Annotated in this window: 9 protein-coding genes; 7 read left to right on the top strand and 2 right to left on the bottom strand. The window is 69.3% G+C overall.

Annotated features, from left to right (window positions below; all coding sequences use genetic code 11):
- Nucleotides 1-3: 3 nt before the first annotated feature.
- Nucleotides 4-816 carry a TIM barrel protein gene (locus AB0E69_RS12945; RefSeq protein WP_360143510.1) on the bottom strand — a complete coding sequence of 271 codons (813 nt, stop codon included), beginning with the start codon at nt 814-816 and terminating at the stop codon, nt 4-6.
- Between the two features lie 187 nt (nt 817-1,003).
- On the opposite strand from AB0E69_RS12945, the gene AB0E69_RS12940 reads away from it, so the two are divergent.
- From AB0E69_RS12940 to guaD, 6 genes are all read left to right on the top strand, one after another.
- Entirely contained in the window at nt 1,004-2,536 is a 1,533-nt protein-coding gene (locus tag AB0E69_RS12940) for a helix-turn-helix domain-containing protein (RefSeq protein ID WP_360143507.1), read from the top strand.
- Nucleotides 2,537-2,658: 122 nt separating this feature from the next.
- Complete coding sequence (uraD, locus tag AB0E69_RS12935; RefSeq protein WP_360143504.1) at nt 2,659-4,572, top strand: 2-oxo-4-hydroxy-4-carboxy-5-ureidoimidazoline decarboxylase; 1,914 nt, start codon at nt 2,659-2,661, stop codon at nt 4,570-4,572.
- Complete coding sequence (locus tag AB0E69_RS12930; protein ID WP_360143501.1) at nt 4,569-6,050, top strand: FAD binding domain-containing protein; 1,482 nt, start codon at nt 4,569-4,571, stop codon at nt 6,048-6,050. The genes uraD and AB0E69_RS12930 overlap by 4 nt, the downstream gene beginning before the upstream one ends.
- Nucleotides 6,047-8,386, top strand: a complete 2,340-nt coding sequence (gene xdhB, locus AB0E69_RS12925) for a xanthine dehydrogenase molybdopterin binding subunit (protein ID WP_360143498.1) — start codon at nt 6,047-6,049, stop codon at nt 8,384-8,386. Before AB0E69_RS12930 ends, xdhB begins: the two co-directional genes overlap by 4 nt.
- Nucleotides 8,374-9,267: a xanthine dehydrogenase accessory protein XdhC gene (gene xdhC / locus AB0E69_RS12920; RefSeq protein WP_360143495.1), complete on the top strand. Its 894-nt coding sequence runs from the start codon at nt 8,374-8,376 to the stop codon at nt 9,265-9,267. The genes xdhB and xdhC overlap by 13 nt, the downstream gene beginning before the upstream one ends.
- Nucleotides 9,264-10,541: a guanine deaminase gene (gene guaD / locus AB0E69_RS12915; RefSeq protein ID WP_360143492.1), complete on the top strand. Its 1,278-nt coding sequence runs from the start codon at nt 9,264-9,266 to the stop codon at nt 10,539-10,541. Before xdhC ends, guaD begins: the two co-directional genes overlap by 4 nt.
- Before the next feature lie 19 nt (nt 10,542-10,560).
- On the opposite strand, the gene AB0E69_RS12910 is transcribed toward guaD, so the two are convergent.
- The gene (locus tag AB0E69_RS12910; protein WP_360143489.1) at nt 10,561-11,127 is read right to left on the bottom strand and encodes a TetR/AcrR family transcriptional regulator; all 567 of its coding nucleotides are present in this window, start codon (nt 11,125-11,127) and stop codon (nt 10,561-10,563) included.
- A gap of 143 nt (nt 11,128-11,270) precedes the next feature.
- Here AB0E69_RS12910 and AB0E69_RS12905 point away from each other — a divergent pair, with 143 nt between their 5' ends.
- On the top strand, nt 11,271-12,740 hold the full coding sequence (locus AB0E69_RS12905; RefSeq protein ID WP_360143486.1) for a DHA2 family efflux MFS transporter permease subunit: 1,470 nt from the start codon (nt 11,271-11,273) through the stop codon (nt 12,738-12,740).
- Nucleotides 12,741-12,942: the final 202 nt, after the last annotated feature.

Here is a 12,942-nt window from a genome sequence, read left to right as displayed (position 1 = left end):
CGATCAGCGGCGCTCGAACGGCAGCCAGCCGAAGCTCGCGTCCGAAGTAGTGGAAGGCTTGTACTCGAGGCCGACCCAGCCGGTGTAGCCGTTCGCCTCGAGCGCGGTGAGCTGGTGGTCGAGGGGGAGGGTGCCGGTGCCGGGCTCGTTCCGCCCAGGCGCGTCGGCGATCTGCACGTGCGCGACCCGGTCCGTGTGGTCGGCGATCACCCGCTCGACGTCGTCGCCGTTGACCGCGAGGTGGTACAGGTCGGCGAGCAGCCCGACGTTCGGTACGTCGTACGCGCTCTGGACGCGGTCGATCACGGCGAGCGCGTCGGCGCCCGTCCTCAGCGGGTACCGATCGGCGCCACTGACCGGCTCGACCAGCACGGTCGCCCCGATCCGGGCGGCAGCACGAGCGGCCAACACGAGGTTCTCTACCGCGATCTCATCCTGTTCCGCCGGGGTGGCGCCGTCGACGCGGTTGCCGTACAGCGCGTTGAAGCCCTGCAGGCCGAGCCGCTCGCCGATTCCGACGGTGACCTCGACGTTGTCGCGGAACTCGCCGACGCGCTTGGGCCACGACACCAGCCCGCGGTCGCCGCCCGGCATGTCACCGGCGAAGAAGTTCAGCCCGGTGAGCTGGACGCCGGCGTCGGTGACCGCGTTGACGAACGCGTCCACCTGACGCTCCGGCGGCACCGCCTCGACGAACGGCCACCAGAACTCGACCGCGCTGAACCCGGCCCGCCGGGCGGCCGCCGGCCGCTCCAGCAGCGGCAACTCGGTAAAGAGCAACGAGCAGTTCACCGTGTGGCGCAACTGGTGGCTCATCTCGACCCCATTTCCGTATTGCGGAAGTAGAATTCTGTTCTGCGAAATGACCATAGAGCGGCCGCGCCGAGAGCGTCAAGCACCCGGCCAAGCTCCGGGCCGCCTTCACGGCACCAGGCCCAGGTGCTGTCTCACGTGCGGGCGCGCGTTGTACGTTCCTCTAAGACCACTCGGGAGGAGGTATGTCGTGCTGCTGTCGGAGTTGCTCGACGCGCCTGAGCTCGGGCTGCGGTTGGTGTACTCGGCGGGCGGAGCCTTGGACCGGCCGATCGGGCGGCTGGTGACGACCGACCTCCTCGAGCCGGGCCGGTACCTGAACGGCGGCGAGGTCGTGCTGACCGGGCTGGTCTGGCACCGGCGGCCGACCGACAGCGAGGTCTTCGTGGCCTCAATGGCCGCGCGCGGCGCGACCACGATCCTGGCCGGGAAGGCGCAGCTGGGCGACGTACCCGCGGACCTGCTCGACGCCTGCCGGCGGCACGGGGTGACGTTGGTCGAGGTGCCGATCGAGATCGCGTTCGCCGACGTGACGGAGTACGTCGCCGCCGCGGGATCGGCCGAGACCGGTGCGCGGTTGTCCGCGAGCCTGGTCCGGCAGCGACAGCTGTTGTCGTCGATCGCGGCCGGGCGGAGTCTCGACGAGCTGGCGGCCCGGATCTCGGCCGAGATCGGGCACGACTGCCGCGTGCTCACCCCGACCGGGCGGCACGTCGTCCCGGGTCCGGGTGAGCTCAACGCCGAGATCCTGGACGCGATCACCCGGCGGTTCCTCACGGCCGATCGGACGCCGGCGGTGGCGGACGTCGGCGGGACGGCGTACAGCCTGTTCCCGGTCGGATCCGGGCTGGGCAACCGGCTGACCGCGTGGGTGCTGGTGATCGACGGCGACCACACGACCTGGTCCCACGATCACGTCGAGGCCGTGCATGAATTGTGCGCAATCGCAGCGCTGGACAGGGCTCGCCGGGACGAAGGCCGGCGCGCGCTGCGGCCGCTGGTGGCGGATGCGTTGGCGCTCGTCGAGTCCGGCGCACCGCTCGCCGACGTCGCTGCCCGGCTTCGCCAGGCCGGCTCACACGCCGATCGGCCGATGGTCGTGGCCGTCGGTGAGCTGCGGGACGACGGGCCGAGCGAGGTGGCGCTGAGCGTGTTCGAGGACGTGGCGCTGACGGTCGGGCCGGCCGTGGTGGCGCCGGGGCGGGACGGCGTACTCGTCGGGTTTCTGCCGTTCGTACCGGGGCTGCCTGAGCAGTTGCGGCGGGCGTTCGGGAGGCTGGCGCCTGGGTTGCAGCGGGCGCGGCTGGCGGTGGGGATCAGCGGCGAGACGTCGGCCGATGCGTTGGCCGGTGCGCTGGAGGAAGCGCGGTTCGCGCAGCGGGCGGCGAGCGCGGGGCGGGCGCCGGTCTCGGTGGTCACGTCGGACGAGGTCGCGTCGCACGTGCTGCTGCTCGCAACACTGCCCGACGACGTACGGCGTACGTACACCCAGCGCGTCCTCGGTCCGGTCCTCGAGCAGGACCGCCGTACCCACGCCGACCTGCTCACCACCCTGCAGGCGTTCCTCGCCTGCTCGTGCTCGTGGACCCGTACGGCGGAGCTCCTGCACCTGCACGTGAACACCGTTCGCTACCGGATCGAACGCGTTGAGCAACTGACCGGACGCGACCTGTCGCGACTCGAGGACCGGGTGGACGTGTTTCTGGCGCTCAAATCGCTCTGATTGTGTGATCGTACAAATCGGGGCGTTCTCCGGCTGTTCATCTTCAGAGGTTCATCGGGTGCCGTAGTGGCCGCGCGCGATCGATGCTGGCGTGCAGGCCAACCCCTGAGGAGCGTGTCCCGATGCCTGAGAGCCGCCGAAGCAACCGCCATCCCGTCGACCAGGTGCTGCCGCCGGGCAAGCTCGCGGTGTACGGCGCCCAGCACGTGCTGGCGTTCTACGCCGGCGCGGTGATCGTCCCGATCCTGCTGGCCGGCTCGATCGGCCTGACCACCGAGCAGCTCATCCACCTGATCAACGCCGACCTCTTCACCTGCGGTATCGCCTCGATCATCCAGTCCGTCGGGTTCTGGAAGGTCGGCGTCCGGCTGCCGCTGCTGCAGGGCGTGACGTTCACCGCGGTGTCACCGATGATCGCGATCGGGCTGGCCGCGGGCGGTGGTACCGACGGCCTGCTGGTGATCTACGGCGCCGTACTGGTCGCGGGCCTGGCCACCTTCTTCATCGCACCGTTCTTCAGCAAGCTGATCCGGTTCTTCCCGCCGGTTGTGACCGGCTCGGTGATCACGATCATCGGCCTGGCACTGCTGCCCGTCGCGGCCGGGGACGCAGTCGGCGGCGCGGGGCCGACGGCCGCTCCGACGAGCGGGAAGAACATGGCCTACGCGCTCGGCACGCTCGCGCTGATCGTCCTGATCCAGCGCGTCTTCAAGGGGTTCATGGCAACCATCGCCGTACTGGTCGGCCTGGTCGTCGGGACGCTGGTGGCCTGGGCGTTCGGGGACGCGCACTTCGGCGCGGTCAGCGACGCGGGCTGGGTCGGCGTGACGCAGCCGTTCTACTTCGGCTGGCCGAAGTTCTCGGTGGCGGCGATCATCTCGATGGTCGTGGTCATGCTGATCACCGCGGTGGAGACGACTGGTGACGTCTTCGCGACCGGTGAGATCGTCGAGAAGCGGATCGGCAAGGAGGACATCGCCCGCGCACTCCGCGCCGACGGCCTGGCCACCACGATCGGCGGCATCTTCAACTCGTTCCCGTACACCTGCTTCGCCGAGAACGTCGGCCTGGTTCGGCTGACCCGGATCCGCAGCCGCTGGGTGGTCGCGGCGGCCGGCTCGATCATGATCCTGCTCGGGCTGCTGCCGAAGGCGGGCGCGATCGTGGCCGGCATTCCGCACCCGGTGCTGGGTGGCGCGGCGCTGGCGATGTTCGCGACCGTGGCCGTGGTCGGCTTCCAGACGCTGGCGAAGGTGGACTTCCACGACCACCGGAACGTGGTGATCGTCGCGACCAGCGTCGGGCTGGCGATGTACGTGACCGCGCAGCCGCAGGTCGCGCAGGCCGTACCGGACTGGGCCGAGATCATCTTCGGCAGCGGCATCACGCTCGGCAGCCTGACCGCGATCGGCCTGAACATCCTGTTCCACCACGTCGGCAAGGACTTCGGTCCGGCGGTCGCCGGGCTCCCGGGCGACTCGGTCCGGCTGGACCAGGTGAACAGGATGAGCCGCGACGAGTTCGTCGAGACGTTCGGCAGCCTGTTCCAGGGACCGCGCTGGGCGGTCGAGCGGGCCTGGGACATGCGGCCGTACGCCGACACGCACGCGCTGCGGCGGTCCTTCCAGGAGGCGCTGTTCTCGGGTTCGCGGGACGAGCAGCGGGAGCTGATCTCGGCTTATCCACAGCTTGGTTCACAGTTTGTGGCCGACGGGCTGAGCGGTGCGGCGTCGTTGCGGGACCAGTCCGACAAGGGTCTGACGTTCCTCGGCGAGCCGGAGCGGGACGAGCTGGACGCGATCACGTCGGCCTACCTGGACCGGTTCGGGTTCCCGCTGGTGATCTCGGTCCGCGACGCCCCGTCGTACGAGCGGATCGTCGAGCAGGGCCGCGAACGCCTGGGCAACTGCGAGAACCAGGAGCACGCCGCCGCGCTGCTCGAGATCGCGAAGATCGCCGGCTACCGCTTCGACGACTTCGTCTCCGACGCCAACCCGATCCACAGCGCCCGAACTCGTTGGAGCACCAACCGATGACTACCGCTTTGAAGACACCCGCGGTCACCGTGAACGGGGAGGTCACCGCGATCGGTGCCATCCCCGTCCACACCACGGTCCTGGACTGGCTCCGCGACCGCGGGCTGACCGGCGCCAAGGAAGGTTGTGCCGAGGGCGAGTGCGGCGCGTGCTCGGTGATGGTCGCCCGCCCCGGCATCGACACTCCCACCGAGTGGACCGCGGTCAACGCTTGCCTGCTGCCGATCGCTTCTCTGGACGGCCAGGAGCTGATCACCTCCGAGGGCTTGGGGACTCCCGCCGCCCTCCACCCGGTCCAGCAGGAAATGGCCGTCCGCGGCGGCTCCCAGTGCGGCTACTGCACCCCCGGCTTCATCTGCAGCATGGCCGCCGAGTACTACCGCCCGACCCGCACCTGCGGAGAAGGCGCCGCCTGCTCGGCATCCAACCCAACAGACGGCACCGCCGGCGGGGCTGATCATGAGCATGGGGCCAATGGCTTCGATCTGCATTCGCTCAGCGGGAACCTGTGCCGCTGCACGGGCTATCGGCCGATCAAGGACGCTGCCTACGCCCTTGGTGCCCCCACTGAGCACGACGCGCTCGCCGTCCGCAGCACCACCCCACCCCCGGCTCCGGTGGCCACCGGCATCGTCTCCGGCGACGCCGAGTTCATCCGGCCCGCCACGCTCGCCGCTGCTCTTGCGGTGCTGAGTGAGCGGAACGACGCACAGGTAGTTGCCGGTTCGACCGACCTCGGTGTGCAGGTGAACATCTTCGGTTCCCGCCCGCCGCTGACCATCGCGATCGACCGGCTGGAAGAGCTGCGGTCGTTCAGCTTCGGGCCCAGCGAGGTCCGCCTGGGCGCGGCGCTGACCCTGACCGAGATCGAACGTCGACTGGCCGGCCGTGTACCGCTCCTCGCCCAGCTCTTCCCGCAGTTCGCATCCCGCCTGATCCGGAACGGCGCCACGATCGGTGGCAACCTGGGCACCGGCTCACCCATCGGCGACGCCCCACCCGCCCTCCTCGCGCTCAACGCCTCCCTCGTCCTCGAATCCACCCGGGGCGAGCGAACCATCCCGCTGGCCGACTACTTCACCGGCTACCGCGAAACCGTCAAAGCCGCCGACGAGCTGATCATCACGATCGTCATCCCGTTGCCGCTAGCAACCATGACCGCCTTCCACAAGATCGCCAAGCGCCGCTTCGACGACATCTCCAGCGTCGCGATCGGCTACGCGCTGGACGTGCAGGACGGCGTCGTCCAGCGCGCAGCCATCGGCCTGGGCGGTGTCGCCGCCACCCCGCTCCGAGCGCTGGACACCGAAGCGGCTCTGATCGGTCAGCCCTGGACCGAGGAGACGGTCCGGCGGGCGGCCGCGGTGATGGCGGGCGAGGGTACGCCGATGGACGACCACCGCGCGAGTTCGTCGTATCGCTCCGCGATGCTCGGCCAGTCGCTGCTCCGCTTCTACGTCCAGGAGGTTGGCGCATGAGCTCGTTGTCAGAGCGGCCCGCGCAGGCAGTGGTCGGCGTACCGATGCCGCACGAGAGCGCGGCGCTGCACGTGACCGGAGCCGCGCTCTATACGGACGACCTGGTGATGCGCACCCGCGACGTACTCCACGCGTGGCCCGTCCAGTCCCCGCACGCCCATGCCCGGATCACGGCGCTGCGAGTGAAGCCGGCGTACGACGTACCCGGGGTGGTACGCGTGCTGACGGCGGACGACGTACCTGGGGTCAACGACGCCGGCGTGAAGCATGACGAGCCGCTGTTCCCCAGCGAGGTGATGTTCAACGGGCACGCGATCTGCTGGGTGCTCGGGGAGACACTCGAGGCGGCTCGACTCGGGGCGTTGGCCATCGAGGTCGAGTACGAGCCGCTGCCGTCGTTGGTGACCGTCCGCGAAGCCCTTGCGGCTGAAAGCTTTCAGGGCATCGGGCGGCATCTCGAACGCGGCGACGTCGACGCCGCGCTGGCGAGTGCGGACCACGTGTTCAGCGGCCAGTTCGAGTTCGCCGGGCAGGAGCACTTCTACCTGGAGACGCACGCGGCGCTGGCGCAGGTCGACGAGTACGGGCAGATCTTCGTGCAGTCGAGCACGCAGCATCCCTCGGAGACGCAGGAAATCGTCGCGCACGTACTCGGGCTGGCCAGTCACTCTGTAACGGTTCAATGCCTGCGGATGGGCGGCGGCTTCGGCGGCAAAGAGATGCAGCCGCACGGATTCGCCGCGATCGCCGCGCTGGGCGCGACGCTGACTGGGCGACCGGTGCGGTTGCGCCTGAACCGGACGCAGGACCTGACGATGTCGGGCAAGCGGCACGGGTTCCACTCGTCGTGGACCGTTGGCTTCTCGGCCGACGGCCGGTTGGTTGCGCTGGACGCGACGCTGACCGCGGACGGTGGCTGGAGCCTGGATCTGTCCGAGCCGGTGCTCGCGCGGGCGATGTGCCACATCGACAACGCGTACGCGATCCCGCACGTGCGGGTGGACGGGCAGATCGCCAAGACGAACAAGACGTCGCAGACCGCGTTCCGCGGGTTCGGCGGGCCGCAAGGGATGTTGGTGATCGAGGACATCCTCGGGCGATGCGCGCCGCTGCTCGGGTACGACGGGATGGAGCTCCGCCGGCGGAACTTCTACCAGCCGGGCGACTCGACGCCGTACGGGCAGCCGGTGCGGCACGCGGACCGGCTGGAATCGTGCTGGCGCGAGGTGATCGTCGCTGGGGATGTCGCGGACCGGGTCGCCGAGGTGAATGCTTTCAACGCCGCGCACGAGCACGTCAAGCGTGGTTTGGCGATGACGCCGGTGAAGTTCGGGATCTCGTTCAACCTGACCGCGTTCAACCAGGCGGGTGCGCTGGTGCACGTCTACAAGGACGGGTCGGTGCTGATCAACCACGGCGGCACCGAGATGGGTCAAGGCCTGCACACCAAGATGTTGCAGGTCGCGGCGACCACGCTGGGGGTGCCGCTGTCGCGGGTGCGCCTGGCGCCGACGCGCACTGACAAGGTGCCGAACACCTCGGCGACCGCGGCTTCGTCCGGCGCTGATTTGAACGGCGCGGCGATCAAGAATGCGTGCGAACAGATCCGGGAGCGGCTGGCGCACGTCGCCGGCGGACGGCTCGGCATCAGCCCGTCGGACGTGCGGTTCGTCGACGGCATCGTCCGCGGGCTGTCGGGTGCCGGCGTACCGTGGAACGAACTCGTTCGCACGGCCTACATGCAGCGCGTGCAACTGTGGGCCGCCGGCTTCTACCGCACCGAGGGCCTGCACTGGGACGCCAACGCGATGCGCGGCGAGCCCTTCAAGTACTTCGCGTACGGCGGCGCAGCGTCCGAGGTGGAAGTCGACGGCTTCACCGGTGCCTACACGCTCCGCCGGGTTGACATCGTCCACGACGTCGGCGACAGCCTCAGCCCCCTGATTGACATCGGCCAGATCGAGGGCGGCTTCGTCCAGGGCGCCGGCTGGCTGACCCTGGAAGACCTCCGCTGGGACGACTCGACCACCGACCGCCGAGGCCGCCTTTCCACCCAGGCAGCCAGCACGTACAAACTCCCCAGCTTCTCCGAGATGCCACCCGTCTTCAACGTCAGCCTGCTCGAAAAGGCCCACGAAGACGGCGCCGTCTACGGCTCCAAAGCAGTAGGCGAACCCCCACTGATGCTTGCCTTCTCGGTCCGCGAGGCATTGCGCGCGGCCGCGGCTGCTTTCGGCCCGCCGCGAACGAGCGTCGACCTGCCCTCGCCGGCCACCCCTGAAGCCGTCTACTGGGCGGTCGAACGTGCACGGGGAGGCATCTCGTGGAGTGGGTGAAGGCTGTTCAGCAGCTCCGCGCGGGGCGGAGGCCTGGTGTGTTGGTGACTGTGCTTTCCGTGCGGGGGCATGCTCCGCGGGAAGCCGGCGCGAAGATGGTTGTTGCTAGTGACAACGTTTGGTCGACGGTGGGCGGCGGGAATCTGGAGGCGCTCGCGGTTGAGCGGTCCCGGGAGATGATCGCGGACGGGGTCACGGCTCCCGAGGTGTTGACGGCTGCCTTGTCGGACAAGGCGCCGTACCAGCATGGAGTTCAGTGTTGTGGTGGTGAGGTGAAGTTGTTGCTGGAGCCATTGCCGGTGGTGCCGTCGGTCGCGATCTTCGGGGTCGGGCATGTGGGGCTCGAGCTGGCGCGGATCCTCGCGCGGCATGACATCGAGCTGCATCTGGTCGACTCGCGGCCCGATCAGCTGACGGCTGATCGGCTGGCTGTGCTGGACGATGCGATCGCGCAGGTCCACGTACACAACGTGCCGGTCCTCCCCGAGCTCGTCGTCGGCGAGCTTCCCCCGGGTACGCACGCCGTGATCATGACCCACGACCACGCCGAAGACGCCGCCCTCTGCGACGCCGCCATCCGCAACGATCAGCTGGCCACCATCGGCCTGATCGGTTCGAGCGCCAAGTGGACCCGGTTCCAGCGCAAACTCACCGAAGACGGCAACCCGGCCGACGCGATCGCCCGCATCACCACCCCGATCGGCCTCCCCGACCTCCCCGGCAAGGAACCAGCCGTCATCGCCGTGAGCGTCGCCGCCTGGCTCCTCCAGCAATTCCACGCCGAGCGGGCTGCCGCGTCGGCTCAGACTGCCGGGCGGCAAACCGTTCCGGCTCGATCTGCCGGGCAGACTGCGCCGGCTCAGCGTGAGGCAAAGGCATGACGATCTTCCGTGGCACCTTCATCGACACACCGGAGAACCCGTTCACCGGCGGCAGCCTGCGCGTCGACACCGACGCCGGGCTGCTCGTCACCGACGGCGTGATTGTTGCCCGGGGCCCATTCCTGGAGATCCGCACGGCCCACCCCGCCGAGCAGATCGTCGACCTGACCGGTGGCGTCGTACTCCCCGGCTTCGTCGACACCCACGTGCACTTCCCGCAGATCCGCGCCGTCGGCGGCCTCGGCCTTCCGCTCCTCGAGTGGCTCGACCGCTACGCCCTGCCGGAAGAGGCCCGCATGGCCGACGTCGAGTACGCAACGAGCGTCGCCAACGAGTTCGTCCGCGGCCTCGCCGCCGCCGGTACGACGTCAGCGCTCGTCTTCGGCGCCCACTACACCGACGCCGTCGACGCCCTGTTCACCGCCGCCTCCAAGGTCGGACTGCGGATCACCAGCGGACTCGTCCTCAGCGACCGCCTCCTCCGCCCAGAGCTCCTCACCACCCCGGTCCGCGCGTACGCCGAATCGCTCGCCCTCGCCAACCGCTGGCACAACGTCGGTCGCAACCGGTACGCCGTCACCCCGCGCTTCTCCCTCTCCTGCACGGACGACCTGCTAGCCACCTGCCGCGAGCTGATGGACGCAGTACCCGGCGCACTCTTCACTTCCCACGTGAACGAGAACGAGGCCGAGATCGCCACCGTCGCGGACCTGTTCGGCGGCAGCGACTACGTGACGACGTACGACCGGCACGGCCTGGTGGACCGCCGTACCGTGTTGGCCCACAACGTCCACCCGACTGACGTCGAGCTCAAGCTTCTCGGCGTCAGCGGCGCCACCGTCGCGCACTGCCCGACCAGCAACGCAGCGCTCGGCAGCGGCCTCTTCCCACTCCACCGCCACCTCCAGTACGGCGTACGCGTAGCCCTGGGCTCCGACGTCGGCGCCGGCACCGGCTTCTCCCTCCTCAAAGAGGGCCTCCAGGCCTACTTCTGCCAGCAACTCCTGGCAGACCAGGGGCGCCCACTGACCGCGGCCCACCTCCTCTACCTGGCGACGACCGCGGGCGCCGAGGCCCTCGACCTCCCGCAGGTAGGACACCTCAGCGTCGGTCAGCGCTTCGACGCCCAACTCCTGCGCCCCGCCGACGGCTCCCCGCTCTCGGTAGCCATCACTCACGCCGACGACACCGAAGAAGCCCTCGCCCGGATCTTCACCCTCGGCACACCCGCCGACGTCCAAGCAGTCTGGATCGACGGCGAGCTCCTCAACTGACGGCTGGACCGGGCTGAGGTCACAGCAATCGGTCGACCAGCCCGTCGACGTACTCCGGCGTGAGCGGGCCCAAGCGGAACAAAACGCGGATATACATCGGAGCCATCACATGATCCAGCACGCCGAGCGCATCGGGTCCGTGCTCGCCGCGTTCGCGGGCGCGATCGAGCATGGACTGCAGTTGCCTGCCGCGTTCGGCGAGGAGGTCGTCCAGCGCCTGTAGGCCCTGCTCACCGTTGGTCGACAGAGCGACGGCCAGGCGTAGCAACGCCAGGCCGTCGGGTCCGGTGATCTCGCGGGCCACGCTGGCCGCGTACGCGCGCAGGTCGCCCGCCAGACTCCCGGTGTCGGGCATCGGCGACCGCGCGTTGAGGCGGGTGAGCGCCACGTCGGTCAGCAGCGTTTCCAGGCTGCCCCACCGACGGTAGATGCTGCTGTCGGCCACGCCCGCGCGGGCTGCGACGTCGCCGACGGTGAACTTGCCGTACCCGCGCTCGCTGATCAGGTCGGTGACGGCCTGGTGCACCGCCGCGCCGACGCGGGCGCCGCGCCCGCCGGGTCGCCGGGCTCGTTGCCTCTCGTCCATATCCCTAGCTTAACGCAGGCGAGACTTGCGTTTGTGGTGGAGCCTGCTTACAGTCATCTAACGCAGTCACCAACTGCTTTAGCGCTTACGGCTGACCACGTCGGCCGTGGAGAGGGCGCGACTACCGATTGAGAGGAATCCCCATGGCTGCATCGCCTGCCGCCGTAGGCAGTCGGCCGAACCGGGCCGTGCTGCTGACGGTGACCTGCCTGGGCCAATTCATGGTGCTGCTCGACAACACGATCGTTGGAGCCGCGCTGCCCGATATGCAACGCCGGCTGCACACTCAGCTGACCGGTCTGCAGTGGATCGTCGACGCGTACGTGCTGCTGGTCGCCATGTTGCTGCTGGCCGGCGGCGTTTTCGCCGACCGGTTCGGTCGCAAGCGGGTGTATCTGGCCGGTGCGGTGGTGTTCACCGCGGCATCGGTGCTGTGCAGCCTCGCGCCCTCGGCCGGATGGTTGATTGCCGGCCGGGTACTGCAGGGCATCGGAGCCTCGGCGTTGAGCCCTGCCTCGCTGGCCCTGCTCGCCGCCGCTTACCCCGTTCCTCAGGAACGAATCAAGGCGATCGGGCTGTGGGCCGGATTCAGCGGACTCGGTCTGGTCGCCGGCCCTGTGGCCGGCGGCGTGCTGACAGATGCCTTCGGCTGGCCCGCCATCTTCCTGGTCAATCTGCCCATCGGCGTGATCCTGCTGCTGGTCGGCCTGCGCCACCTTGGCGAGTCCCGCAATCCGAACGCACCCAGGATCGACATCCCGGGGACGGCGCTGTCCGTTCTGGCGGTCGGGGCACTGACGTACGGGCTGATCGAGGGTGGCGCTCGCGGCTGGACCTCCCCGGTCATCCTGGGAAGCTTCGCCGCCGCGGCGATCCTGCTCGCCGGCTTCATCGCCGTCGAAGCGCGTCGGTCCGCACCGATGCTGCCGCTGCGGCTGTTCCGGGAGCGGTTGTTCACCGTGTCCAACACCGCCATGGTCGTGGTGGGGTTCGCGCTGATGGGTTCGTCGTTCTTCTTCTCCCAGTTCTTCGTGTACGTGCAGGGCAGCTCGATCCTGCGCGCCGGCCTGCAGACCCTCCCCACTTCCCTTGCCTTGGTGATGGTCAGCCCGTCCGCGGGCCGGCTCGCCGCGCGGTACGGGTTCCGAATCGTGGTCACCATCGGCCTGGCCCTGGCCGGAGGGGGACTGCTGGCGCTGGGCATGGTGCACGCCGACACCGGTTACGGCAACGTGTGGTGGCGGCTGGGAGTCGTCGGCATCGGCTTCGCCTTGACCATGTCCCCACTGACAGGCGCCGCCATCCAAGCGGTCAGCCCGCAAGAAGGCGGCCTCGCCGCCGGCATCAGCAGCACCACCCGGCAGATCGGCGCCGTACTCGGCGTGGCGCTCCTTGGAGCCATAGTCCGCACCCACCAATCCGCCGGCGCCTCCTTCGAATCCGGCCTCAACAACGCCTTCACCACCGCCGGCACCGTCACCTTGGCCACCGCCGCATTCACCGCCCTATGGCTAGCAAGATCCAAACCCGCGACCGCCTCGCCGACGCCACACTCCCCCACCGATCCAGACGCGACCACCCCGTCGACCGAAGCACCCGCAAACACCCACTGACCGCACCACCAACGTTGCCCGGGAGACGTCCCGCCGGGTGATCCCCCGGGCGGGTTGGTGGGGCAACTGGCGGCCGTGGTCCAGTTGGCGGGCGTGGTCCAGCTGGCGGGTTGGTGGGCCAGAGGCCACAGCTGCTGGTCAGAGTCGCACGCGGAGCTCAGCGAGCCGACCCGGCCGGACCTACGCGCTCACCGGCCCGACC

This window comes from Kribbella sp. NPDC026611 (genome assembly GCF_040638345.1).
Lineage (GTDB): Bacteria > Actinomycetota > Actinomycetes > Propionibacteriales > Kribbellaceae > Kribbella.
The sequence above is the reverse complement of the archived record's forward strand: the minus strand, read 5'-3'. Positions and strand labels throughout refer to the sequence as shown.